Here is a 23,614-nt window from a genome sequence, read left to right on the forward strand (position 1 = left end):
ACCGTTGGTGGGGTGCACCGGTTTCTCCTGACCCCGCGCTGGTGGGGGATCAACGTCTTCGTCGCGCTCTCCATCCCCTTCTGCCTGTTCATGGGGACCTGGCAGCTCGGCCGGTTCGAGGACCGCGTCGGCAGCCACCGCGAGGCGGGCACCGAGCGACCCTCCGACGAGGTGGCGGCGCCGCTGGACTCGCTGCTGCCGGTGGACACCAGGACCTCCGGGCGGCTGGCCTCCGCAGCCGGCGTGTACGGGCAGCAGCTGCTGGTCCCCGAGCGGGACCTCGACGGCAAGCGCGGCTTCTACGTCCTGACCCTGCTGCGGACCGACTCCGGCAAGACCGTCCCGGTGGTCCGGGGCTGGCTGCCGGGTACCGCGGACCTGGCGAAGGCTCCGGCCCCGCCGGCCGGGCGGGTCGAGGTCACGGGGGCCCTGCAGGCCTCGGAGAACTCCGGCACCAAGGGCGTGCACGCCCAGGGCGGGCTGCCGCCGGGCCAGCTCGGGGTGATCGGGTCGGCCACCCTGGTCAACCTGGTGCAGGACCCGCTCTACGACGCCTGGCTGACGGTGCGGACGCCGACGGACGGGATGGTCCCCGTCCCCGCGAAGGCACCGAGCAACACCGGCCTCGACCTGAAGGCCTTCCAGAACCTCGGCTACACCGGTGAGTGGTTCGTCTTCGTCGCCTTCGTGCTGTTCATGTGGTTCCGGCTCTACCGGCGCGAGCTGGAGACCCTGCGCGACGCCGAGGCGGGCCTGCTGCCCGCCGGGGACCCGGCGGATGCCCCCGCCGCGGCGGCCCCGGCTACGGCGTCGGCTGCGGAATGAGGCCCGTCCGGTAGACCGTGCCCCCGCAGGCCTGCGGGATGGTGGCCTGGGTGACGGGGGCTCCCGTGGCGGCCGGGGCGTGGGAGACCGCCACTCCGGCCGGGTCCGGGTCGGCCGTGCCGCCCGGCGGCTGTGTGCCGCCGGCCGTGTCACCGGTGCCTGCGGGGACGCTCGCCGCTCCGTCGGCGGGCGTTTTCGCCGGGCCGCCGTCGGCCTGCCCGGCCGGGCGCTGCACCGTGCCCTCCTGCTGCTGCGGCGAGGCCGTCGGGCTGGGGGTCGCCGCCGGGCAGGACTGCGCGGAGGGCACCCAGGCGAAGAGCACCTCGTACGTCTGCTTCGGCTGGAGCAGCAGCGCCGGTGCCTCCGCCGACGGGTCGGGAAGCCCGCTCGCCGGGTCCCCCGCCGTGTGGCCCGTCACCGTCACCCCGGGAGTCGTCGCGGGCCGCGGGCCCTGGGCCACCGAGGCGGCCGTCACGGTGTCCGGACCGGTGACCGTGCAGCCCTGGGCGGAGACGTTGGTGACCTTGAAGCTGCCGTACACCTTGCCGTCGGCCCCCGGAGCGCCGGCGCTGCCCGCCACCCCGAGCTGGCCGGCGGTGCACCCGGGGGTCGCGGCGGCCGCCCCTGCCGGGGGCTGGGGGCCGTTGCCGACGGCGGCCACGGGGGCTCCGTCGCCCGAGGGGCCCGCCGACACGCCGCCGGACGGGGAACCGCCGGGGTGCGGGGAGGTGCGGTCGCCCGTGGCGCCCGCCGTCTGCCCCTTGCCGGGGGATCTCGCGGGCTGCGGCCGGGCCCCGCTGTCGGGGCCGCTGGGGTGCGGCTCGCCGGAGTGGGTGCCCTGTGCCTCGCCGTGGCCCGCTATCGCCGAGTGTCCGGCGGTGGCGCCCTTGTCTTCCTCGTCGTCCAGGTGCAGCGCCACCGGGATCACGGTGCCGCCCAGGACCACCGCCACGGCCGCCCCGACGAGGGCCTGCCGTTTGCGGGCCCGGCGCACCGGCACCGCGTGGCGCAGCCGTTCCAGGGCGCCTTCGGAAGGTTCCAGCCCCTGCACGGCCCCGGCGAACAGACTGCGCAGCGCCTGCTCGTCGGCCGTGGCCGCTGCGGCGGGGGCAGGTGCGGCGGAGCCCGACGGGTTCCTGTGGTCGTCCCTCATGACTGCGCAGCCTCCATCGCCACCCTCAGCGCGGCAATGCCCCGCGATCCGTACGCCTTGACCGAGCCGAGCGATATCCCGAGCGTCTCGGCGACCTGGGCTTCCGTCATGTCCGCGAAATAGCGCAGCACCAGCACCTCGCGCTGGCGGCGCTGGAGTCCGCGCATGGCCTTGATGAGGTCGTCCCGCTCCAGCTGGTCGTACGCCCCCTCCTCCGCGCTGGCCATGTCCGGCATCGGCTTCGACAGCAGCTTGAGGCCGAGGATGCGGCGGCGCAGCGCCGAACGCGAGAGGTTCACGACGGTCTGGCGGAGATAGGCCAGGGTCTTGTCGCGGTCGCGGACCCGGTTGCGGGCGGAGTGGACGCGGATGAAGGCCTCCTGGACCACGTCCTCGCAGGAGGCGGTGTCGTCGAGGAGCAGGGCGGCCAGGCCGAGGAGCGAGCGGTAGTGGGCCTGATAGGTCTCGGTGAGGTGGTCGACGGTGGTCCCGGCCACCACCGGCGGCGCGTCGGCGGCCTCGGGAACAGCCCCGGGAGCGGCCTCGACGGTCACCCCGGCGGCGCCTTCGGCTGCCGTGCCCCCCACCGCCTCCGCGCTATCGCGGGGCGAGGGCACGCGGCCGCCCGGGACCACCCCGGCGAGCGGAGGGGCGACCGGTGCGCCGGCCGGCGGGACGGGCACGATCACAGGAAAGCCGCCGTATGTGCCGGTCCGCCGGCGCGGGGGGACGATGCCCGTGCGCGCCGGTACGACGGCGAAGTCCAAGAGTGCCTCTGCCACGCCCGTTGGACACGCGTCCCCCCGCCAGGGTTGTACGCGCGAGGCAGAGTATTCAGCAATTTCCCCATTGCCTTCATGCGTACCCGCTCTTCCCGATTGCCCCATTTATCCAGGCGGCAGTCGGGCCATCACCTTGATCAAGGGATCGCCACCGATCCTACAAAGCGAATTACGCGAATTCACCCGCGATCAGTTCCGAGATCTGAGCGGCATTCAGTGCGGCGCCCTTGCGGAGATTGTCCGCACACACGAAGAACTCCAGGGCCCTGGCGTCGTCCAGCGACCCCCTCAGCCGGCCCACCCAGGCCGGGTCCGTCCCGGCCGCGTCCGCCGGTGTCGGCCACTCCCCCGCCGCCGGATCGTCCACGAGGACCACCCCGGGCGCCGCCTCCAGGATCTCCCGGGCGTGCGCCGCGGCCACCTCCCGCTCGAAGCGGGCGCGCACCGTCAGGGAATGCCCGGTCACCACCGGCACCTGGACGCAGGTCACGGAGACGGGCAGCGACTCCAGGCCCAGGATCCGCCGGGTCTCCGCCCGTACGGCCAGCTCGTGCGAGGACCAGCCGTCCGCACGCAGCTCACCGGACCAGGGCACCACGTTCAGCGCGAGCGGGGCCGCGAAGGGCCCGGTGTCCTCGCCCACGGCCCGGCGCACGTCCCCGGGCTGCTCCCCCAGCGGGCTGCCGGCCACCAGCGACAGCTGCCGGCGCAGCACCTCCGCGCCGGCCCGGCCCGCCCGGCTCGCTGCCTGGTACGAGGAGACGGCCAGCTCGGCCAGCCCGTACTCGGCGTGCAGCGCGCCCAGGGTGGCGATCATCGCGGCGGTCACGCAGTCCGGGCCCGCGATGATCCCGCGCGGCCGGTTGCGTACGGCGGGGGCGTTCACCTCGGGCACCACCAGCGGCACCTCGGGGTCCTCCCGGAAGGCGGCGGACTGGTCCACCACGACGGCCCCGCGCGCGGTGGCGACGGGGGCCCAGCGCGCCGAGACCTCGGCCGGGGTCAGGAAGAGCACGACGTCGCCCGCGCCGAGGCCCTCGAAGGCGTCCTCGCTGAGGGCGATCACCTCGGTCTCCTCACCGCGGACGGCCAGCACGCGGCCGGCCGAGCGCGGGGAGGCGATCAGGCGTATGCCGCCCCAGACGTCCGCCCGCTGGGACAGGATCTGGAGCAGGATCGATCCGACCGCCCCGGTCGCCCCGACCACGGCGAGCGCCGGGGCCGGGGCCGACCGGTGCGGACTCATCGTCCGGTGCCTCCGTAGACGACGGCCTCGTCGCTGTCGGAGTCGAGGCCGAAGGCCGTGTGGACGGCGATGACGGCGGCGTTGACGTCGTCCTGGCGGGTCACGACCGAGATGCGGATCTCGGAGGTGGAGATCAGCTCGATGTTGACGCCCGCGTCGGACAGCGCCTGGAAGAAGGAGGCGGTGACGCCCGGGTTCGTCTTCATGCCCGCCCCGACCAGGGAGATCTTGCCGATCTGGTCGTCGTAGCGCAGGGAGTCGAAGCCGATCTGCGCCTTCGCCTTCTCCAGGGCGTCGATGGCCTTGTGGCCCTCGGTCTTGGGGAGGGTGAAGGAGATGTCCGTCAGGCCCGTGGAGGCCGCCGACACGTTCTGGACGATCATGTCGATGTTGATCTCGGCGTCCGCGATGGCGCGGAAGATCGCCGCGGCCTCGCCCGGCTTGTCCGGGACGCCGACGACCGTGATCTTGGCTTCGGAGACGTCGTGAGCGACTCCGGAGATGATGGCGTGCTCCACCTGCGCGTCCCCTTGCGGATTCTCGTTGCTGACCCAGGTGCCCGGCAGTCCGGAGAAGGACGAACGGACGTGGATCGGGATGTTGTAGCGGCGGGCGTACTCGACGCAGCGGTGCAGCAGCACCTTGGAGCCGGAGGCCGCGAGCTCCAGCATGTCCTCGGAGGAGATCCAGTCGATCTTCCGGGCCTTCTTCACGACGCGGGGGTCCGCGGTGAAGACGCCGTCGACATCGGTGTAGATCTCGCACACCTCGGCGTCCAGCGCCGCGGCCAGCGCCACGGCGGTGGTGTCCGAACCGCCGCGGCCGAGGGTGGTGATGTCCTTGGAGTCCGCGGACACACCCTGGAAGCCGGCGACGATGGCGATGTTGCCCTCGTCCAGCGCGGTGCGGATACGGCCCGGCGTCACATCGATGATGCGCGCTTTGTTGTGGACCGAGTCGGTGATCACGCCTGCCTGGCTGCCGGTGAACGACTGGGCCTCGTGGCCCAGGTTTTTGATAGCCATGGCCAGCAGGGCCATGGAGATCCGCTCTCCGGCGGTCAGCAGCATGTCGAATTCGCGCCCCGCAGGCATCGGCGATACCTGTTCGGCGAGATCGATCAGCTCGTCCGTCGTGTCGCCCATCGCGGAAACCACGACGACCACCTGGTGGCCGTTCTTCTTGGCATCCACGATCCGCTTGGCGACGCGCTTGATGCCCTCGGCATCGGCTACGGAGGAGCCTCCGTACTTCTGCACGACAAGGCCCACGTGCGCTCCTCGCTCGGTCCGTCTCATTGCGGGTGCAGTCTAACGAGCGGCCGGGATCCGACCGCCACGTACCACATCATGAGATGGGACTATTTACGGCCGAGACGCCCGAGTTCCTCCTCCATGACCTGCCCGGCCTGCTCCACGAGGTCCTCCTCGGTCAGGTCCTCGTCCGTGTCCAGGCCGTCGAGGGCCGCGAGCGGCTGGTCGAGGCGGACGTGCGCGATCAGCGACTGGAGGGCGCGCAGGGTGGCCGAGGCCGTCGGGCCCCAATTGGTGAAGTACGAGAACTGCCACCACCACAGCGCCTCGGTGATCCGCCCCGCCTGGTGGTGGATGAGGCCGTGCCGCAGGTCGGCGACCACGTCGGCCAGGTCGTCGGAGATGCGGTGCGCCACCGGGGTCTTGCGCGGCTCGTACGGGTCGAAGACCTCGGAGTAGACGTCGACCGGCTCCAGCATGAGGGCGAACCGCTCGCGCAGGTCGTCCACGTCCGGCTCCGGGCCCAGGTCGGGCTCGTAGCGCTCCTCGGGAAGGACGTCCTGGTACGCGCCCAGCCGGCCGCCCGCCAGCAGCAGCTGGGACACCTCCAGGAGGAGGAAGGGGACGGCGCTGTCCGGGTCCTCGCCCTTGGCCACCTCGGTGACCGCGACGAGGAAGGACTCGATCTGGTCCGCGATCGAGGCGGCGAAGTCGTCCGGATCCTGTCCCAGGGCGTGCAGCGTTGCGTCAGACATCAAGAAGTCGCCTTCCTTCAAAGGCCCGCCCGAGCGTGACCTCGTCCGCATACTCCAGGTCTCCCCCGACGGGGAGCCCGCTGGCCAGGCGGGTGACCTTCAGGCCCATGGGCTTGATCATGCGGGCGAGGTAGGTGGCGGTCGCCTCGCCCTCCAGGTTCGGGTCGGTCGCGAGGATCAGCTCGGTGACCGTGCCGTCCGCGAGGCGCGCCAGCAGCTCGCGGATGCGCAGGTCGTCCGGGCCGACGCCCTCGATCGGGCTGATCGCGCCGCCGAGGACGTGGTACTTGCCCCGGAACTCGCGGGTCCGCTCGATCGCGACGACGTCCTTCGGCTCCTCGACCACACAGATGACCGTGGGGTCGCGGCGCGGATCGCGGCAGATGCCGCACCGCTCCTCCTGCGCCACGTTCCCGCAGACCGCGCAGAACCGGACCTTCTCCTTGACCTCCAGCAGCGCGTGCGCGAGGCGGCGGACGTCGGTGGGTTCGGCCTGCAGGATGTGGAAGGCGATCCGCTGCGCGCTCTTGGGCCCGACGCCGGGCAGCCTGCCCAGTTCGTCGATCAGGTCCTGGACCACGCCTTCGTACAACGGACTGCCTTCTTTCGGTTCTGGTGCTGTGCGTGCTGGTGACGGGGAGGGGTGCGTGGCTAGAAGGGGAGGCCGGGGATGCCGCTGCCGCCGCCCAGGCCCTGGGCCAGCGGTCCCAGCTTCTGCTGCTGGAGCGCCTGGGCGTTCTCGTTGGCCGCCTGGACCGCCGCGACGACCAGGTCGGCGAGGGTCTCGGTGTCCTCCGGGTCCACGGCCTTCGGGTCGATGACCAGGGCCCGCAGGTCACCGGAACCGGTGACGGTCGCCTTCACCAGGCCGCCGCCGGCCTGGCCCTCGACCTCGGTCCTGGCCAGCTCCTCCTGGGCCGTCGCGAGGTCGCGCTGCATCTTCTGGGCCTGCTGGAGCAGCTGCTGCATGTTGGGCTGGCCACCACCGGGAATCACGGGTACACACTCCATCTGCGCATCGGCCTGGCTGCGGCCGTCGGGAACGCTCGGTCAATCCGAGCCTACGTGCTCCCCGGGCGCCGCGCCCTACGCCGGGAGGACCAACTCTTTCGGGTGAGAGACGGGACGCGCACGTCCCTGTTGGAGACCTCCTTGCGGGCGGAAAACCGGGGATTCGCCGCCCATCGCGTGTCATTCGAAGGTAGGAAGAGCATGCGCACCATTGCGCACACGCGCACCACGACACGTCAGTGCAGGCAGAGGGAGTGCCCGGGTGAGTCAGCCGGAGATGCAGCCCGAGGGGCCACCCCGGGATCCCGCAGAGGACGGCGACCTGACCGGGCGGCCGTTCCCTCTCGGGGACTGGGGCGAGCCCGCCGAGCGGCTCGACGAGCTCTACCGGCGGGTCGAGGCCGATGCGCTGCGCACCGCCGAGTGGTACCTGTCGGACCGGGCCTGGAAGCGGCGCGGCGCGCGGACCCTGCGGGCGGGCGCGGCCGTGGGCGCCGTCACGGGGGCCGCGATGCCGCTGCTGGAGCTGACCGGCTCCGCTCCGGGCGTGGCCTCGTACGGATACCTCTCGCTGCTGCTGGCCGCGGCCTGCCTGGCCTGTGACCGGTTCTTCGGGCTGACGTCGGGGTGGATGCGGGACGTGGCCACGGCGCAGGCGGTGCAGCGGCGGCTCCAGACGCTCCAGTTCGACTGGGCCTCGGAGAACGTCCGGGAGGTGCTGGGGCCCACGGAGGGCACCGCCAGCGAGGCCGCCGAGCGCTGCCTGACGGTGCTGCGGCGGTTCTCCGAGGACGTCACGGAACTGGTGCGCTCGGAGACGGCCGACTGGATGGTGGAATTCCGGGCGGGGCCGACGCCGCTGGCCATGCAGTCCCTCGCCGGCGCGCCGGCCCGCCCGGACCCGGGGGTGCCCCCGGCCCGTTTCCCGCTCCCCCCGGGCACCCGCCCGAACATGCCCCGCCAGCGTCCCCCGGAGCAGCCCCGCTGAGGGGGGTGCCGGGCGGGGTCAGCTGAAGATGATCATCGAGCCTTGGCCCAGGCTCCGGGTGGCCGCCGCGTGGAGGCCCAGCCATACGTGCCGCTCCCGCGCGAACGGGCTCGCGTCGTACGGCATCGGCCCCGCCGGCTCCTCCAACGCCGTCGGCCCGCCCGGCGGCGCCGGCGGGGCGGGGGGATTCGCCGGGTCTATCCCGATCGCGGGGGCGACGAAGGCCAGCTCCCGCAGCAGCCCCTGCGCCGACCCCAGCGGCCCGCCCCCGGCCAGCAGCTCCTCGTTGGCCAGCGGCACCGGGAAGTCCACCGGGACGTAGGCCCCGGCGTGGTCGTAGTGCCACACCAGGTGCGACTGCTGCGCGGTGGGCTCGAACATCTCCAGCAGCTGCTCGTAGTCCCCGCCCAGCTCGTCCACCGGCGTCACCGGCAGCCCGCAGATCTGCAGCAGGTACGCCCGCCGCAGGAAGTGCAGGGCGTCGTAGTCGAAACCGGCCACCGGGGCCACGTCACCGCTCAGGCCCGGCATGTAGGCGAACACGGGCACCGACGGCAGACCCGCCTCGCCCAGCGCCTTGTCGTACGCGGCGATCTCCTCCGCGAAGGGGTTGTCGGGGCTGTGGCACAGCACGTCGACAAGGGGGACCAGCCACAGGTCACAGGCCACGCGGGCTCCGATCAGTCGTTGCCGCCGATCGGGCCAGCGTAATGCGCCGGACACGCTCCGCGAAGGGGTGCGCAGAACCTGGCGCGACGCCACCCGGCGGTGAACGGGACCCCAGGGGCCCTCAGAGGGTCGCGGCCCAGTCCAGCCCGTGCTGGTTGTACGCGCGCACGATGCGGCGTACGGACTCGGCGTCGGCCAGCGTGACCGCGTCGACCAGCTCGCCGTGCCCGTCCCACAGCGCGTTCCCCAGCTCCGGGGCGGCCTGGAGGTGCGGCACGGAGAAGACCCAGCACTGCACGCGGATCCGGTGCAGGAACTCGGTGATGTACGTGTTGCCGACCAGCCCGCTGAGCTCCCGCCAGAACCGCAGGTCGTAGCCGATCAGCACTTCGAGCGAACCGCTGCGCGCGGCCCGCCGCGCCTCCTCCGCGCGGCGGCGCACGGACACCAGCAGCTCGGCCGAGCCGGGCGCGGTCCCGCACTCGACGAGCCGGCGGAAGATCCCGTCGAGTATCAGCATCCGGGCCTCGATCATGCCCCGGTAGTCGTCGACCGTGTAGACGCGGACCCGGAAGCCCCGGTGCTGCACCGACTCCAGCAGGCCCTGCGCGGCGAGGTCGACCAGCGCCTCGCGCACGGGGGTCGCGGAGACCTCGTACTGCTCGGCGATCTGCTTGACGGTGAACTCGGTGCCCGGGGGCAGCCTGCCCGCGAGCACCTCGTCACGCAGCGCGTCCGCGATCTGCTGTCGCAGGGTGTTGCGGGTGACACCTCCGCCGCTGCCTGACATAGGCGCCCGTCTCCTCGGTAGAACTCCGGACACCTTAGGCCAGGCAGCGCGGCCGAAACCGATCGGTTCCCCTCCGCTATGCGGAGATACCAACCGATATGCGGATGATCAGGCCCCCGTGGTGTGCCGGTCGGCGACCGTCAGGGCCTCGTCGAGGAGGGTCAGACCCTCCTTGGCCTCGGCTTCCGTGACGGTGCACGGGGGGACGACGTGCGTCCGGTTCATGTTGACGAACGGCCACAGACCGGACGCCTTGCAGGCCGCCGCGAACTCGGCCATGGGCGCGTTGTCGGCACCGGCGGCGTTGTACGGGACGAGCGGCTCGCGCGTCTCCCCGTCCCGTACGAGCTCCACCGCCCAGAAGGCGCCGAGCCCCCGGACCTCCCCGACCGACGGGTGCCGCTCGGCGATCTCGGCGAGCCCGGGGCCGATGACCTCGGCGCCGATGCGGGCGGCGTTCTCGACGATGCCCTCCTCCTCCATCGCGTTGATCGTCGCGACGGCGGCGGCGCAGGCCAGCGGGTGGCCGGAGTACGTCAGTCCGCCCGGGTAGGGGCGGGTGGCGAAGGTCTCGGCGATGGCGCCGGAGATGGCGACGCCGCCGAGCGGCACGTAACCGCTGTTCACGCCCTTGGCGAAGGTGATCAGGTCCGGGGTGACGTCCCAGTGGTCGGCGGCGAACCACTTGCCGGTGCGGCCGAAGCCGGACATGACCTCGTCGAGGATGAAGACGATGCCGTAGCGGTCGCACAGCTCGCGCACCCCGGCGAGGTAGCCGGGCGGCGGGGTCATGATCCCGGCGGTGCCGGGCACCGACTCCAGGATGACCGCGGCGACGGACTGCGGACCCTCGAAGGCGAGGGTGTCGGCGAGGTGCGCGAGGGCGCGCTCGCACTCCTCGGCCTCGGTGGTCGCGTGGAAGGGCGAGCGGTAGAGGAACGGGCCCCAGAAGTGCACGACACCGGCGGAGGCGGTGTCCGAGGGCCAGCGGCGCGGATCACCGGTCAGGTTGATCGCGGCTGCGGTGGCCCCGTGGTACGAGCGGTAGGTGGAGAGCACCTTGGGGCGGCCGGTGTGCAGCCGGGCCATGCGGACGGCGTTCTCCACGGCCTCGGCGCCGCCGTTGGTGAAGAAGATCTTGTCGAGGTCGCCGGGGGTGCGCTCGGCGATGAGGCGTGCGGCCTCGGAGCGGACGTCGACGGCGAAACCGGGCGCCAGGGTGCAGAGCCTGGCGGCCTGCTCCTGCACGGCCGCGACCACCTTGGGGTGCTGGTGGCCGATGTTGGTGTTGACGAGCTGGGAGGAGAAGTCGAGGAAGCGGTTCCCGTCGTAGTCCCAGAAGTACGAGCCCTCGGCCCCGGCGACGGCCAGCGGGTCGATCAGGGCCTGGGCGGACCACGAGTGGAAGACGTGAGCGCGGTCGGCGGCCTTGACGGACGCGCCGGTGACATGAGGGGTCATGGCGTCACGCTAGAAGTGCGCAGGTGGGAAGGGATATCGGCGGACTGTATGGGGGTGGGGGGCCACCCTCGGCAGTCTGTATGGGCACCGTCCCCAACCCGTACGGGCACACCCCTCGACGTCGCGGCCACCACAACCTCTCCCCCGCACCCCCGGCCGCGACTACGCTCGCCCCGTCGGCCACCCCAGGGGGAAGGGAACAACCCGGCGATGGAACAGCTCCACCCGTCCGACCCGCACCACATCGGCCCGTACCGCCTCCTGTCCCGGCTGGGCGCCGGCGGCATGGGCCAGGTCTACCTCGCCCGCTCCGACCGGGGCCGCACCGTCGCGGTCAAGCTCGTCCACCCCGGCCTGGCCGCCCGCGAGGAGTTCCGCTCCCGGTTCCGGCACGAGGTCGCCGCCGCCCGGCGCGTCGGCGGCGCCTGGACCGCTCCCGTCCTCGACGCCGACACCGAGGCCGGGATCCCCTGGATCGCCACCGGCTACGTCGCGGGGCCCAGCCTGCGCCAGGTCGTGGCCCACGACTTCGGCCCCCTCCCCGTCCGCACGGTACGGATCCTCGCCGCCGGGCTCGCGCACGCCCTACGGGACATCCACCGCGCCGGACTCATCCACCGCGACCTGAAGCCCTCCAACGTCCTGCTCACCATCGACGGCCCCCGCGTCATCGACTTCGGCATCGCCCGCCCCCTGGAGGACCTCACCGGCGGAATGACCCGCACCGGGGAACTCGTCGGGTCGCCCGGCTTCATGGCGCCGGAGCAGGTGCGTGGCGAAACGGTCACTCTGGCCTGCGACGTGTTCTGCCTCGGCGCCGTCCTGGCGTACGCGGCCACGGGGCGGCTGCCGTTCGGCGACGCGGAACGGCCCGGCGGGACGGCCGGGCTGCTGCTGCGCATCGTCGAAGCGGAACCCGAACTGGACGGCGTGCCGGCCGAGCTGCGGGGGCTCATCGCGGAATGCCTGAGCAAGGACCCCGCCGCGCGTCCGGATCCGGCGGCGGTGCTGGCCCGGGTCGGCGCGGGGGACACCGTGGCGGACGGGCGGGCCCTGGAACCGTGGCTCCCGGCGTCGCTCGTGGCGCAGCTCGGGCGGCAGGCGGTACAGCTCCTCGACCGCGAGGACACCGGCCCGGCGCAGGGGCCGCCGCACCCGCCTCACGCGGCGAGCGCCGGCGTGCCCGGGTCCGGCGGCTCCGGGGCCGGCGGGGCTGGTGTGGGCGGGGCTGGGGTCGTCCCCGGCACGATGGTGGCTCCCGCGCACCTCTACGGGCCGCCGCCCGGCTACCGGCAGCAGTACCACCAGCCGGCCGCACCCGCGCCCGGGCCGCCCGCCGCATCGAAGGCCTTCCTCGTCTCGATAGCGCTCGTCGTCGCGATCGCGGCGGGCGGCACCGTGTACGCGGTCATGAACTCCGGCCGGACGGCCGCCCCGCAGGAGCGCACCCAGCCCCCGGCCTCGGCTCCGCCGGGCACCTCCCCGACCACGGGCAGCCCCGGAAGCGGAACCCCGGTCGGCCCGGCGGGCATGCTCCCCGCCGGCTACGCGGGCAGCTGGCGCGCCACCTCCGGCTCCTCCAGCTGGCACCTCGTCCTCACCCCGGGTGCGGTGGGCGACCCCGTCATGTCCCTGAGCGTCGAGGACCCGGCCTACTCCTGCTCCTGGCGGGCCACCCTGCGCAGCGCCCCCGACCCCGTGGAGCTCGACTCCTCCACCGTCACCTCCGGCGCCCAGCCCACCTGCACCGCCGGCCGCTGGAGCCGGCTGCGCCTGCTGCCGGACGGCAGCCTGCGCCGCGAGCTGGACGGGTCGGCCAGTGCCCCTCTCACGTACTACCGGGACTAGAGCGGCGAGTGCTGGGCCCGGTGGCAGACTGGGCCGCGTGCTCACGCAACTCGCCGCGGCGACCGGCGTCCTCGCCCTGCTGACCCTCGTCCCCGGGCCGGACATGGCCGTCGTCACCCGGCGGGCCGTCTCACGCGGACGGGCCGACGGGCTGCGCACGGTCGGCGGGATCGCCGCCGGGCTGCTGCTCTGGGGCGTCCTGACCGTCGCCGGGCTCGCCGCGCTGCTCGCCGCCTCGGCGGAGGTGTACCTGCTGGTCAAGCTCGCGGGAGCGGCGTACCTGTGCTTCCTCGGCGTCCAGTCGCTGCGCCGGCCGGGGGCCGGGGCTCAGGCCGCGGAGGACGGCGCCCCGGACGGGGCCCCGGGCGACCGGGGCGGCGCGTGGCGGACCGGGCTGGTCAGCAACGCCCTCAACCCGAAGATCGCCGTGTTCTACACCGGCCTGCTCCCCACCCTCGCGCCGCCGGCTCTGCCCCCGGCGGCGGGGATGGCGCTGCTGGTCCTGGTCCACGTCCTGCTGACGCTGGCCTGGCTGGGCGCGTACGTCTACGTGCTCGCGCGCGCCCGGCGCTTCTTCGCCCGGCCGCGCGTCCGCCGGGCGATGGACCGGGTGACGGGTGTGGTCCTGATCGGCTTCGGGGTGCGGGTGGCGACGTCCGCCTCGTAGCGGGCGGGGCGGGGGCTATCCGGTGAGGCGGTCCAGCTCCTCCGTGATGGCGGCGCGTATCGGGTCGTGGCGGGGTGCCAGGGCGTGCCGGTCGCCGCGCCAGTACTCCGCGTCCCGGTAGAGCCAGACCGGCATCCGGACGAGGTCGGCGGGCTCCCAGTCGTAGCGGGGCCAGATGTGGGCGTGCAGGTACGGGTCGGTGTTGCCCAGGATCTCGATGTTCACGCGGCGGAAGGCCGGGTCGAGGCGCGCGCAGGCGCGCTCGACGGCCTCGGCGAACCGTTCCAGGTCGGTGAGGTACGCGGTCCGGCGGGCCGGCGGGAGGTCGGAGAGGCGGGTCACGGCGGGGTCGTCGGCCAGCAGGACGGAGTAGCCGGGGAGGAACTGCCGGTCCCCGATCGCGGCGAATCCGGCGTCGAGGCGGCGCAGGACCGTGGGGTTCTGACCCCGCCGCGCGCTGCCGATGCGGTCGAGCCGCCAGTCGTTGTCGATCATTCACGGACCCTAGCCGACGGGCTGTCCCGGCCCGGCGGACTTCGGGGCGGCTGGCTCTCAGGTAGGGCGTGTCATACCTGAGAGCCATATCCGAAGCCCGCTCCGCAGCGTGACGCCGACCAGGGGTGCGGATTCCTAACTTCGGTACCGGAGCGGGCGAGTGCCCGATCGGAGCGAAGCACGGGGGGCACCGCCATGAGCAGCAGTCTCGGGAGCAGGAGCGGTAACGGCGTTGGCGGCGGCGGAAGTCGTGGGCTCGCCGGGAGCCGTGGCGGGAGCCGTGGGCGTGGCGGGCGGGTCTGGCGCACTCTGCTGGCCGGGCTCGTCGCGGCGGCCGTGGTCGTCCCCGTGTCCGCCGCGGCTTCCCCTCAGGTGCCGGCGCCCGCGCCGGCGGCCCTCGCCGGGTCCGCCACCCCGCAGGAGCGCTATGCCGCCAACCTCGCCAACCTCGCCGAGTCAGCCCGGATGGCCGAGGAGGCGGGCCGGAGCGGGCGGGCGGCGAAGCTGCGGGAGATGGCGTCGGCGGGGGCGGAGGGAGCCCGGTTCCTCGACTTCGACGGCCGTGGCCCGGGCCGGGCCGTGGAGGTGTTCGGCGATCTGGGCACCGCCGACCGCATAGCGGTGCTGGTGCCCGGCTCCGATACGACCCTGGACACCTACCGGCGCTTCCGCGACGGGGCGCTCAGCCTCCACCGGCGGCTGGCGGAGGAGCATCCGCGGTCCGCGGTGGTCGCCTGGCTCGGGTACGACACCCCGGGCACGGTCAGCACCACCGTGCTGACCGCCGACCGCGCCGACCTGGCTGCCGCCGAACTGGGGCCGTTCCTGTCCCGGTTGCAGGGGCTCGCCGGGGCCGACGCCCGGATCTCGCTGCTCTGCCACTCCTACGGCTCGGTGGTCTGCGCCCGTACCGCGACCGGCCCCCGGGTGACGGACATCGCCCTGTTCGGCAGCCCGGGTACCGGCTCGGCTTCCGCCGCCGAACTGCCGGCCGGCGGCGCCCGGATATGGGCGGGCCGGGGCAGTGAGGACTGGATCGGGGGCGTTCCCCATGTCCGCTTCGGCGGGGTCGGGTTCGGCACCGATCCCGTGGACCCCGCCTTCGGCGCCCGGGTCTTCGCGGCGGGCACCGCCGGCCACAGCGACTACCTCAAGCCCGGCACCACCTCCCTCGACAGTCTGGCCCGCATCGTCATGGGCCCCGCGGAACCCGCCGCCTCGCCCGCCCCTGTCGCTCCCGTCCCCGCATCTCCCGTCACCGGCTCGGAGGTCTCCCATGTTTGAGGTATTCGGCCGCTGGGCGGCGCTCGCGGAGCGCGTCGACCGCGCGACCCCGCAGGGGCGGGACCGGTCGGTGGACGCCCTGCGGGCCTTCGCGATCCTGGGGGTGGTGCTCGGGCACTGGCTGGTCACCGCCCTGACCGTCCGCGATGGCGCCCTGAGCGGCACGAGCCCGCTGGCACACATGCCCTGGCTGGCCCCGGTGTCCTGGGTGTTCCAGACCCTGGCGGTGTTCTTCCTGGTGGGCGGCCACGTCGCGGCCCAGGGGTACGCCTCGGCGCGGGCCCGCGGGGTCTCGTACGGGGCCTGGGTCGGTCAGCGCCTGGGCCGGCTGTTCCGTCCCGTGGCGGCGGTGCTCGCCCTGTGGGCGGTCGTGGCGGGCGGGCTGCTGCTGGGCGGCGCCGAACTGGACACCGTACGGACGCTGCTCAAGCTGGTGTGGTCGCCGCTGTGGTTCCTGCTGGTCTTCGCGGCGCTCACCGCCGCGACCCCGCTGGTGGCCCGGCTCAGCCCGGTGTGGCCGCTGGCCGTGGTGGCGGGGGTCGACGTGTGGCGGTTCGGCTTCGACGGGCCGCAGTGGACCGGCTGGGTCAACGTCGCCGCGGGCTGGCTCGTCCCCTACACCCTGGGGGCGGCCTGGGCCCGGGGCGCGTTCGCCCGGCGGCGTCCGGCGCTGTTCCTGCTGGTCGGTGGCGCGGCCGCCACCGCCGCACTGGTCCTCTGGGGCGGGTATCCCGCCTCCATGGTGGGGGTGCCCGGGGCGGCGATATCGAACCTGAACCCGCCGACGCTGGCCGCCGTCGCGTTCGGCCTGGCCCAGTGCGGGCTGGCCCTGCTGGTCCGCGAGCCGCTGGCCCGCGCGATGCGCCGGCCCCGGACCTGGGCGAAGGTGGCCCTGCTGAACGTGTCGGCGATGACCGTGTTCCTGTGGCACCAGACCTCGATGATGGCCGTCACCGCCCTCGGGCTGCTGGTCTCCACCGATCTGCCCGGGCTGCACACGGTGCCCGCTTCGGCGGGCTGGATAGCGGCCCGGCTGCTGTGGATTCCGGTGTTCGCGGCCGCGCTGGCCGTCTGCTGGGCCGCGTTCCGCGTCCACGAGCAGCCCCGGTCCCGGCCCGCCGGTGCCGCACCGGATGCCGTCCGGAACCCCGGCGGACGGCGCCCGGCGGCCGGGCCGGTGATCTCCCGTGCCTAGGCTGGGCAGCGTGAGACAGCAGAGCGAGTCCCCGGCCCCGGTCCCGCCCCCCGAGCGGGACGGCCCCGCCCCGTACGGGATGGCCCGGCAGCTGTTCACCCTCGCACGGGATCCGCTCCCCCCGATGAAGCGGCCGCGCTGGCTGGCCCGCCTGCCGCACGCCCTGATCGGCTACTCGGCGGTGCTCTTCGGGTTCCTGACGTCCGCACAGCTCCAGGACCACTACGACGTGCACGATCCGCGCATCGTCGTGCTGTCGCTGCTCACCGGCTTCGCCATCCTGGCGGCGATGTTCCGGCCGATAGCCGCCTGGTGGATCGGGCTGCTCACCGCCGGGTTCATCGCCTCGACGATCCACGGCCATGTCGGGCAGGGCCAGACCTGGCCCTGGACGCCGGTCGGGCCCTTCGCCTTCGCGCCGCTCATCCTGCTCGTGGCCCTGCGCGTGCCGCCGAAGGTGACGGCCACGGTCATCGGCGTCTCCATCGCCTGCACCGGCGCGGCCGAAGTGCTCTTCAAGCCCGAGCACAGCCAGAGCAGCGCGGTCGGCGCGCTCCTCGTCTTCGGCTTCGCCGGGCTCCTCGGGTACGCCCTGCGCGCGACCCGGCTGGCCCGCAGCCAGCTCGTCGCGCAGGAATCCCTGACCGAGGAGGAGCGGGCCCGGCGGACCCTGCTGGAGGAGCGCAGCCGCATCGCCCGTGAACTGCACGACGTGGTCGCCCACCACATGTCGGTGATCTCCATCCAGGCGCAGGTCGCCCCGCACCTGGTGGAGAACCCGTCCGAGGAGCTGAAGGAGAACCTGGCGGGCATCCGGGAGAACGCCCTGGAGGCGCTGACGGAACTGCGCCGGGTGCTGGGGGTGCTTCGGTCCGAGCAGCCCGACGATCCGGCCAATCCGCACCATCCGCAGCCCACCCTCGCCGAACTGGACGGGCTCGTGGACAACGTGCGCGGCGCCGGGCTGGAGGTCACCACCGAGGTGGCGGGCGTCCGGCGGCCGCTGACCCCGGGCGTCGAGCTGACCGCGTACCGGATCGTTCAGGAGGCACTGAGCAACTGCCTGCGGCACGCCCCCGGTTCCCGGGTCGAGGTCGGGATCGCGTACGGGCCGCGCGAACTGCACCTGTGCGTGGCCAACTCGGCCCCGACCCGCTCGGCGCCGCCCTCGCCGGGTGCCGGGCACGGGCTGCTCGGGATGCGGGAGCGGGCGGGCATGCTGGGGGGCGAACTGGCCGCCGGGCCACGGCCCGACGGCGGGTACGAGGTGAGCGCCGTGCTGCCCATGGACCCGCCCGGCCATTCCTCCGCCGGGACGAAGAAGGACGTGAAGGACGTATGAGCTCTCCGATCAGGGTGATGATCGCCGACGACCAGATGATGGTCCGGCAGGGCTTCACCGTCCTCCTGAACGCCCAGCCCGACATCGAGGTGGTCGGCCAGGCCGTCGACGGCGCGGACGCCGTGGCCAAGGCCGCCGAACTCGGCCCGGACGTGGTCCTGATGGACATCCGCATGCCCGGGATGGGCGGCATCGAGGCCACCTCGGTCATCACGGGCACCCCGGACTGCCTGGTGAAGGTGCTCGTGCTGACCACCTTCGACCTGGACGAGTACGTGTACGAGGCGCTGCGCGCCGGTGCCTCCGGGTTCCTCCTCAAGGACGCCTCGGCCGATCAGCTGGCCGAGGCGGTGCGGGTGGTGGCCGCCGGCGAGGCCCTGCTGTCGCCGAACATCACGAAGCGGCTGATCACCGAGTTCTCCCGGATGGGCGCTCCGCGCGCCCCCTCCAGGGCGCGGATCCAGGACCTGACGGAGCGGGAGACGGAGGTGCTGTCGCTGATCGCGCAGGGGCTGTCGAACGCGGAGATCGCGGAGCACCTGGTGCTGGCCGAGCAGACGGTGAAGACGCATGTGGGCCGGATCCTGGTGAAGCTGGGCCTGCGGGACCGTACGCAGGCGGCGGTGTTCGCGTACGAGACGGGTCTGGTCCGTCCGACGGGCTACTGACGGGCCCGTGTAGTACCTGAGAGGGACCCCGGGAAATCCCCTTCAGCGGCGACGCGGACGAGCCGGGCCCCGGCCTACGGTTTGGACATGACCGAGACGACCCCCGGGGCGACTCCCCGGCCTCCCGAACTGCGGCTGGCTTCGGGCCTGATCCAGAGCCTGCGTGACGACCTGCTCACCGACGCCTTCGCCTACCGTCCGCTCGCCCCGATGCGGACGGACGGGCGGCTGCCCCGGCTGCTGCCGCGGCGGATACGGCCGAGGGCGGCCTACCTGCCGCACGCGGCGGTGGCGGCGGTGGCGTCCTTCGTGTTCCTGCTGGGGAACACGAACAACTTCAACGGAATGCCGCCGGTCCAGGCCCTGGTGATCGGAGTGCTGGCGGCGGCGCCGGTGCTGATGACGCTGGTGCGGCCCGTGGGGGCGTTCTGGGCGGCCCTGGCCGCCACGGCGGTGCTGGCCGTCCTGCAGGACCAGATCATGGTCTGGCCGTGGTCACCGGCCACGTTCGTCGGCCATCTCGCCGTCATGACGTTCGTGGCGCTGCGGACCCGGCCGCGGGTGGCGGGGTGGATGTGGGTCATCACGCTGCTGTTCGGGACGGCCCTGCCGGTCCTGGTCGGCTCCGCGGACTCGGTGCAGCCGGCGCCGATGGCGGTCACCTCGGCGATGGTGCTGCTGGCCGTCACCGTCCGCAACACCCGGCGGGAGGCGAAGCAGGAGGTCAGCGCGCAGCAGGAGGTGACTGCCGTCGAGCGGGACCGGCGGACCCTGCTGGAGGAGCGGACGACCATCGCGCGCGAGCTGCACGACGTGGTCGCCCACCACATGTCGGTGGTGGCGATCCAGGCGGAGGCGGCCCCGTACCGGGTGAAGAACCCGCCGCCGGAGCTGGAGGCGGCTTTCGCCACCATCCGGGAGAACGCGGTGGCGGCGCTGACGGAGCTGCGCCGGGTGCTGGGCGTGGTCCGGTCCGCCGACTACGAGGCGCCCGACGCCCCGCAGCCGACGCTGGCCTCCCTGGACGGGCTGCTGGCCAATGTGCGGGAGGCCGGGCTGAGCGTGGAGAAGACGGTGACGGGTGCGGTGCGGGAGCTGCCGCAGGGCGTGGAGCTGTCGGCGTACCGGATCATCCAGGAGGCCCTGAGCAACACGCTGCGGCACGCCCCGGGGGCGGCGGCCGGGGTGGAGGTCTCGTACGTGCTGGGGGGCTTGGGGATACGGGTGGTCAACGGTGCGGCGGTCGGGGACGTCCGGCCCTCGCCGGGGGCGGGGCACGGGATCACGGGGATGCGGGAGCGGGTGGCGATGCTGGAGGGGGAGATGACGGCCGGGGAGAGTGCGGGCGGCGGGTACGAGGTGGCCGTGTTCATACCGGTGCGCAGCCGGCCGCAGCCCGAGGAGGCGCCGGTATGACGATCAGGGTGTTGATCGTCGACGACCAGATGATGGTCCGCGAGGGCTTCTCCGTCCTGCTGAACGCGATGGAGGGCATGGAGGTCGTCGGTGAGGCGGTCGACGGGCGGCAGGCCATCGCGCAGGTGGCGGCGCTGCGGCCGGACGTGGTGCTGATGGACATCCGGATGCCGGAGATGAACGGGCTGGAGGCGACGCGGCAGATCGTGGCGGCCGACACGGACGCGAAGGTGCTGGTCCTGACGACCTTCGACCTCGACGAGTACGTGTACCAGGCGTTGCGGGCGGGGGCGTCGGGGTTCCTGCTGAAGGACGCGTCCGCCCGGCAGCTGGCGGAGGGGGTGCGGGTGGTCGCGGCCGGGGAGGCGTTGCTGGCCCCTTCGGTGACGAAGAGACTGATCGTGGAGTTCTCGAAGCTTTCGGAGGTCTCGCGGGTCCCGGACGTGTCGGGGGTGGGGGAATTGACGGAGCGGGAGACGGAGGTGCTGGTGCTGATCGCGCAGGGGCTGTCCAACGCGGAGATAGCCGACCGGCTGCTGGTCGCGGAGTCCACGATCAAGACGCATGTGAGCCGCATCCTGGTGAAGCTGGGGCTGCGGGACCGGACGCAGGCGGCCGTCTACGCCTACGAGACACGGCTGGTGACACCGGCTTAGGGTGCGGGGATGGGTTTTGATCCGTGGGATGCCGGCTTCGTGGCCGATCCGTACCCCGCCTACCGGGAGTTGCGGGAGCGGGGGCGGGCCGTGTGGTCGGAGGCGACCGGGCAGTGGCTGGTGCCGCACTACGCCGATGTGAGCGCACTGCTGCGGGACCGGCGGCTGGGGCGGACGTACCTGCACCGGTTCAGCCACGAGGAGTTCGGCCGGGAGGCGCCGCCGCCGGAGCACGAGCCCTTCCACGTGCTCAACGGCAACGGCCTGCTGGATCTGGAGGATCCGGCGCACGGCCGGGTGCGGCGGCTGGTGTCCAAGGCGTTCACCCCGCGGACCGTCGAGCGGCTCGCGCCCTCCGTGGAGCGGCTCGCGCGGGAGCTGGTGGGCGGGCTGGTGGCCGACGGGGGCGGGGACCTGCTGACCGCCGTCGCCGAGCCGCTGCCGGTGGCGGTGATCGCGGAGCTGCTCGGGATCCCGGAGGCGGACCGGGGGCTGCTGCGGCCCTGGTCGGCGGACATCTGCGGGATGTTCGAGCTGCGGCCGGGCGCGGAGACCGCGCGCCGGGCGGTGACGGCCAGCGTGGAGTTCAGCGCCTATCTGCGGGAGCTGATCGCCGAGCGGCGCCGACGCCCCGGCTCGGATTTGATCTCCGCGCTGATCGCCGCCCACGATGAAGGGGGCCGGCTCAGCGAGCAGGAGATGATCTCCACCTGCGTCCTGTTGCTGAACGCCGGACACGAGGCGACGGTCAACACCACCGTGAACGGCTGGTGGGCCCTTTTCCGCAATCCCGGGCAGCTCGCCGGGCTGCGCGCGCTCCCCGGATCCCCCGGTCCGGAAAAGTTGTCCACAGCTGTGGATGAACTGATGCGCTACGACACACCCCTCCAGCTGTTCGAGCGCTGGGTGCTCGACGACATCGAGGTGGGGGACACGCTCATCCCGCGCGGAGCCGAGGTCGCCCTGCTCTTCGGGTCCGCGAACCGGGACCCCGCGCGCTTCGACAACCCGGACGCGCTGGACCTCGGGCGGTCCGACAATCCGCACCTGACCTTCGGCGCCGGGATCCACTACTGCCTGGGCGCGCCGCTGGCCCGCCTGGAGCTGGCGTCCTCCTTCGGAGCGCTGCTGGACGAGAAGGTCCCGCCGATGCGGCTCGTACGGGAGCCGCAGTGGCAGGACGGCTACGTCATCCGGGGGCTGCGGGAGCTGCTGGTGGAGTTCTGAGGCCTAGCGGGCAACGATCCCCAGCGCCGCGCGGATCTCGTCGGCGACCGCCTGCGGGGCCACGTTCTCCTGACCCCCCGTCAGGCGCGTGTGGAGGACGGCGACGGCGAGTCCGTGCTCCGGGTCGGCGAAGGCGATGCTGCCGCCGGAGCCGTTGTGGCCGAAGGCGGTGCGCCGGCCGCCCGTCTCCGGCAGGCCGAGGAAGTAGCCCAGGCCCTTGGCGACCGCGCGTCCGAATATCCGGTCGACGTCCCCGGTCACTACGGCGGCGATCCGGGCCGTGTGCTCCGGGGCCAGCAGCCGCACCCCGTCGACCTCACCGATGAGGGCCGCGTACATGCGGGCGACGGCTGTCGCGCTGAAGGTGCCGCCGCAGGGGAGTTCGGCGCGCAGGTACGCGGGGTGGTTGGCGAGCTCCGCGGTGCTCCACACCCCCCTGTTCGGCATGGCCAGGAAAAAGGGCAGATCCTGGGGCAATGCCGTCAGGGAGGCCTCCCAGTTGCCCTCGACGAGGGTGGCGACCCGGGGCAGCTCCTGCTCGGGGACGGCCAGGAACAGGGAGTCCGCGACGCCGAGCGGCCCGGCGACCTCCTCGCGGAGCACCTGGGAGATGGTGCGCCCGGTGGCGCGGCGGACGGTCTCGCCGATGAGCCAGCCGAAGGTCCAGCCGTGGTAGCCGGTGGCCGTGCCCGGCTCCCACAGCGGTTCCTGCCCGGCGACCGTCGCGCACATGGCGTCCCAGTCGTACAGCTGCTCGGCGGTGATGTCCGCGGGCAGCTGGGGCACTCCGGCGGAGTGGGTGAGCGCGTGCCGCAGGGTGACGTGCCCCTTGCCGTGCGCGGCGAACTCCGGCCAGTGGCGGGCGAGGGGCATGTCGTAGTCGAGGAGCCCCTGCGCGACGAGGACGTGGGCCACGGTCGCGGTCACGCCCTTGCCGGCGGAGTAGGCGTGGATCAGCGTGTCCCCGCCCATCGGCCGGCCGGTCGCGGGGTCGGCGACTCCCGCCCAGGCGTCGACCACCTGCCGCCCGTTGCGGTACGCGGCGACCTGGATGCCGGTCTCCTGCCCGGACTCCACCAGCCGGTCGATCGCCTTCTGTACGCGCGCCTGCACCTCGGTCATGACGGTTCCCCCTCGTCAGCGATATCCTGAGCACTGTTCAACCCGAACGCTGTTCAAGATAACTTGAACAGCGTTCAGGCGCAATGCACCACCACGAGACCCCAGGGAGACCCGGCATGCCCGTACGACGGCCGGACGTCATCAACGCCGCCATGGAGCTGCTCGACGAGACCGGGCTGGACGAGCTGTCCACCCGCAGACTCGCCGACCGTCTGGGCGTGCGGGTCGGCGCCCTCTACTGGCACGTCAAGAACAAGGACGAACTGCTCGCCGAGCTGGCGGACCGGATCGTCGCCGAGGCCCTGGCCGAGCCCGTCCCCGGTACCGAGCTCGCCGACCGCCTCGCCGGGACGGCCGCGGCGCTGCGCCGCGCCATGCTCGCCCATCGCGACGGCGCCCGGCTGGTCGCCGGGTACGCCGTCCCCGGCCCGCACAGCCTCGCGCTGGCCGACCGCCTCATCGGCATCACCCGCGCCGCCGGGATCCCGCTGCCGCTCGCCGCGACCGTCGGCGATGCGCTGCTCAGCTACGCCACCGGGTTCACGCTCCAGGAGCAGCAGCAGGGGGACCCCGCCGGCGCCCCGGCCGGCCTGTCTCCCGACCTGTCTGGCCTGCCCCACCTGGCGGAACTGTTCTCCGCGGGGCCCCCGGACCGGGACGTCTCCTTCCGGGCCGGCACCCGGCTGATCACTGCGGGCCTGGCGGCGGCCATGGAGTCCGGGACCCCCTAGTGCGGTGACCGGAAAGGTTCACCGCACTAG

At 73.3% G+C, this 23,614-nt stretch carries 24 protein-coding genes; 12 read left to right on the forward strand and 12 right to left on the reverse strand.

The window, feature by feature from the left end; genetic code table 11:
* Positions 1-12 precede the first annotated feature (12 nt).
* A complete protein-coding gene (locus tag AB0F18_RS05395; RefSeq protein WP_362055214.1) occupies positions 13-825 on the forward strand; it encodes an SURF1 family protein in 813 nt (270 codons plus the stop codon).
* On the opposite strand, the gene AB0F18_RS05400 is transcribed toward AB0F18_RS05395, so the two are convergent.
* From AB0F18_RS05400 to AB0F18_RS05430, 7 genes are all read right to left on the reverse strand, one after another.
* The gene (locus AB0F18_RS05400) at positions 803-1,978 is read right to left on the reverse strand and encodes a hypothetical protein (protein WP_362055216.1); all 1,176 of its coding nucleotides are present in this window, start codon (positions 1,976-1,978) and stop codon (positions 803-805) included. The genes AB0F18_RS05395 and AB0F18_RS05400 overlap by 23 nt on opposite strands.
* Entirely contained in the window at positions 1,975-2,760 is a 786-nt protein-coding gene (locus AB0F18_RS05405; RefSeq protein ID WP_362055218.1) for a SigE family RNA polymerase sigma factor, read from the reverse strand. Before AB0F18_RS05405 ends, AB0F18_RS05400 begins: the two co-directional genes overlap by 4 nt.
* 169 nt (positions 2,761-2,929) lie before the next feature.
* Complete coding sequence (locus AB0F18_RS05410; protein WP_362055220.1) at positions 2,930-4,006, reverse strand: aspartate-semialdehyde dehydrogenase; 1,077 nt, start codon at positions 4,004-4,006, stop codon at positions 2,930-2,932.
* A complete protein-coding gene (locus AB0F18_RS05415) occupies positions 4,003-5,277 on the reverse strand; it encodes an aspartate kinase (protein ID WP_362055222.1) in 1,275 nt (424 codons plus the stop codon). The genes AB0F18_RS05410 and AB0F18_RS05415 overlap by 4 nt, the downstream gene beginning before the upstream one ends.
* An 89-nt stretch (positions 5,278-5,366) precedes the next feature.
* Complete coding sequence (locus AB0F18_RS05420) at positions 5,367-6,014, reverse strand: DUF5063 domain-containing protein (protein WP_362055224.1); 648 nt, start codon at positions 6,012-6,014, stop codon at positions 5,367-5,369.
* Positions 6,007-6,606 carry a recombination mediator RecR gene (gene recR, locus AB0F18_RS05425; protein WP_362055226.1) on the reverse strand — a complete coding sequence of 200 codons (600 nt, stop codon included), beginning with the start codon at positions 6,604-6,606 and terminating at the stop codon, positions 6,007-6,009. The genes AB0F18_RS05420 and recR overlap by 8 nt, the downstream gene beginning before the upstream one ends.
* Before the next feature lie 59 nt (positions 6,607-6,665).
* On the reverse strand, positions 6,666-7,010 hold the full coding sequence (locus AB0F18_RS05430) for a YbaB/EbfC family nucleoid-associated protein (protein ID WP_042816379.1): 345 nt from the start codon (positions 7,008-7,010) through the stop codon (positions 6,666-6,668).
* A gap of 277 nt (positions 7,011-7,287) precedes the next feature.
* On the opposite strand from AB0F18_RS05430, the gene AB0F18_RS05435 reads away from it, so the two are divergent.
* Positions 7,288-8,013: an SLATT domain-containing protein gene (locus tag AB0F18_RS05435; RefSeq protein WP_362055228.1), complete on the forward strand. Its 726-nt coding sequence runs from the start codon at positions 7,288-7,290 to the stop codon at positions 8,011-8,013.
* A gap of 18 nt (positions 8,014-8,031) precedes the next feature.
* On the opposite strand, the gene AB0F18_RS05440 is transcribed toward AB0F18_RS05435, so the two are convergent.
* From AB0F18_RS05440 to AB0F18_RS05450, 3 genes are all read right to left on the reverse strand, one after another.
* On the reverse strand, positions 8,032-8,682 hold the full coding sequence (locus AB0F18_RS05440; RefSeq protein ID WP_362055230.1) for a hypothetical protein: 651 nt from the start codon (positions 8,680-8,682) through the stop codon (positions 8,032-8,034).
* Between the two features lie 121 nt (positions 8,683-8,803).
* Positions 8,804-9,472, reverse strand: a complete 669-nt coding sequence (locus AB0F18_RS05445; RefSeq protein WP_362055232.1) for a GntR family transcriptional regulator — start codon at positions 9,470-9,472, stop codon at positions 8,804-8,806.
* Between the two features lie 108 nt (positions 9,473-9,580).
* Positions 9,581-10,933: an aspartate aminotransferase family protein gene (locus tag AB0F18_RS05450; RefSeq protein ID WP_362055234.1), complete on the reverse strand. Its 1,353-nt coding sequence runs from the start codon at positions 10,931-10,933 to the stop codon at positions 9,581-9,583.
* Positions 10,934-11,143: 210 nt separating this feature from the next.
* Here AB0F18_RS05450 and AB0F18_RS05455 point away from each other — a divergent pair, with 210 nt between their 5' ends.
* Both AB0F18_RS05455 and AB0F18_RS05460 read left to right on the forward strand, forming a co-directional pair.
* Positions 11,144-12,781, forward strand: coding sequence for a serine/threonine-protein kinase (locus tag AB0F18_RS05455; RefSeq protein WP_362055236.1), 1,638 nt, complete (start codon positions 11,144-11,146; stop codon positions 12,779-12,781).
* Between the two features lie 37 nt (positions 12,782-12,818).
* A complete protein-coding gene (locus AB0F18_RS05460) occupies positions 12,819-13,448 on the forward strand; it encodes a LysE family translocator (protein WP_362055238.1) in 630 nt (209 codons plus the stop codon).
* 15 nt (positions 13,449-13,463) lie between these two features.
* Here AB0F18_RS05460 and AB0F18_RS05465 read toward each other — a convergent pair whose 3' ends face one another.
* Entirely contained in the window at positions 13,464-13,943 is a 480-nt protein-coding gene (locus AB0F18_RS05465) for a diadenosine tetraphosphate hydrolase (RefSeq protein WP_362055240.1), read from the reverse strand.
* 348 nt (positions 13,944-14,291) lie between these two features.
* Between AB0F18_RS05465 and AB0F18_RS05470 the strand changes: the two genes are divergently transcribed.
* From AB0F18_RS05470 to AB0F18_RS05500, 7 genes are all read left to right on the forward strand, one after another.
* Complete coding sequence (locus tag AB0F18_RS05470) at positions 14,292-15,227, forward strand: alpha/beta hydrolase (protein ID WP_362055242.1); 936 nt, start codon at positions 14,292-14,294, stop codon at positions 15,225-15,227.
* Positions 15,220-16,422, forward strand: a complete 1,203-nt coding sequence (locus AB0F18_RS05475) for an acyltransferase (protein WP_362055244.1) — start codon at positions 15,220-15,222, stop codon at positions 16,420-16,422. The genes AB0F18_RS05470 and AB0F18_RS05475 overlap by 8 nt, the downstream gene beginning before the upstream one ends.
* 10 nt (positions 16,423-16,432) lie before the next feature.
* A complete protein-coding gene (locus AB0F18_RS05480) occupies positions 16,433-17,764 on the forward strand; it encodes a sensor histidine kinase (protein WP_362055246.1) in 1,332 nt (443 codons plus the stop codon).
* A complete protein-coding gene (locus AB0F18_RS05485) occupies positions 17,761-18,432 on the forward strand; it encodes a response regulator transcription factor (protein WP_362055248.1) in 672 nt (223 codons plus the stop codon). Before AB0F18_RS05480 ends, AB0F18_RS05485 begins: the two co-directional genes overlap by 4 nt.
* Before the next feature lie 87 nt (positions 18,433-18,519).
* Positions 18,520-19,848, forward strand: a complete 1,329-nt coding sequence (locus AB0F18_RS05490; protein WP_362055250.1) for a histidine kinase — start codon at positions 18,520-18,522, stop codon at positions 19,846-19,848.
* The gene (locus tag AB0F18_RS05495) at positions 19,845-20,504 is read left to right on the forward strand and encodes a response regulator transcription factor (RefSeq protein ID WP_362055252.1); all 660 of its coding nucleotides are present in this window, start codon (positions 19,845-19,847) and stop codon (positions 20,502-20,504) included. The genes AB0F18_RS05490 and AB0F18_RS05495 overlap by 4 nt, the downstream gene beginning before the upstream one ends.
* 9 nt (positions 20,505-20,513) lie before the next feature.
* Positions 20,514-21,731, forward strand: a complete 1,218-nt coding sequence (locus AB0F18_RS05500) for a cytochrome P450 (protein WP_362055254.1) — start codon at positions 20,514-20,516, stop codon at positions 21,729-21,731.
* 3 nt (positions 21,732-21,734) lie between these two features.
* On the opposite strand, the gene AB0F18_RS05505 is transcribed toward AB0F18_RS05500, so the two are convergent.
* Positions 21,735-22,853: a serine hydrolase domain-containing protein gene (locus AB0F18_RS05505; protein ID WP_362055256.1), complete on the reverse strand. Its 1,119-nt coding sequence runs from the start codon at positions 22,851-22,853 to the stop codon at positions 21,735-21,737.
* Positions 22,854-22,969: 116 nt separating this feature from the next.
* Between AB0F18_RS05505 and AB0F18_RS05510 the strand changes: the two genes are divergently transcribed.
* The gene (locus AB0F18_RS05510; RefSeq protein WP_362055258.1) at positions 22,970-23,584 is read left to right on the forward strand and encodes a TetR/AcrR family transcriptional regulator C-terminal domain-containing protein; all 615 of its coding nucleotides are present in this window, start codon (positions 22,970-22,972) and stop codon (positions 23,582-23,584) included.
* The last annotated feature ends 30 nt before the right edge of the window (positions 23,585-23,614 follow it).

This window comes from Streptomyces sp. NPDC029216 (assembly GCF_040648015.1).
Classification (GTDB): domain Bacteria; phylum Actinomycetota; class Actinomycetes; order Streptomycetales; family Streptomycetaceae; genus Streptomyces.

Coding starts and splice junctions, on each gene's coding strand:
- AB0F18_RS05400 (WP_362055216.1), bottom strand. CDS start 1,978: ATGAGGGACGACCACAGGAACCCGTCGGGCTCCGCCGCACCTGCCCCC.
- AB0F18_RS05475 (WP_362055244.1), top strand. CDS start 15,220: ATGTTTGAGGTATTCGGCCGCTGGGCGGCGCTCGCGGAGCGCGTCGAC.
- AB0F18_RS05450 (WP_362055234.1), bottom strand. CDS start 10,933: ATGACCCCTCATGTCACCGGCGCGTCCGTCAAGGCCGCCGACCGCGCT.
- AB0F18_RS05455 (WP_362055236.1), top strand. CDS start 11,144: ATGGAACAGCTCCACCCGTCCGACCCGCACCACATCGGCCCGTACCGC.
- AB0F18_RS05495 (WP_362055252.1), top strand. CDS start 19,845: ATGACGATCAGGGTGTTGATCGTCGACGACCAGATGATGGTCCGCGAG.
- AB0F18_RS05490 (WP_362055250.1), top strand. CDS start 18,520: ATGACCGAGACGACCCCCGGGGCGACTCCCCGGCCTCCCGAACTGCGG.
- AB0F18_RS05465 (WP_362055240.1), bottom strand. CDS start 13,943: ATGATCGACAACGACTGGCGGCTCGACCGCATCGGCAGCGCGCGGCGG.
- AB0F18_RS05500 (WP_362055254.1), top strand. CDS start 20,514: ATGGGTTTTGATCCGTGGGATGCCGGCTTCGTGGCCGATCCGTACCCC.
- AB0F18_RS05410 (WP_362055220.1), bottom strand. CDS start 4,006: ATGAGTCCGCACCGGTCGGCCCCGGCCCCGGCGCTCGCCGTGGTCGGG.
- AB0F18_RS05445 (WP_362055232.1), bottom strand. CDS start 9,472: ATGTCAGGCAGCGGCGGAGGTGTCACCCGCAACACCCTGCGACAGCAG.
- AB0F18_RS05510 (WP_362055258.1), top strand. CDS start 22,970: ATGCCCGTACGACGGCCGGACGTCATCAACGCCGCCATGGAGCTGCTC.
- AB0F18_RS05485 (WP_362055248.1), top strand. CDS start 17,761: ATGAGCTCTCCGATCAGGGTGATGATCGCCGACGACCAGATGATGGTC.
- AB0F18_RS05420 (WP_362055224.1), bottom strand. CDS start 6,014: ATGTCTGACGCAACGCTGCACGCCCTGGGACAGGATCCGGACGACTTC.
- AB0F18_RS05505 (WP_362055256.1), bottom strand. CDS start 22,853: ATGACCGAGGTGCAGGCGCGCGTACAGAAGGCGATCGACCGGCTGGTG.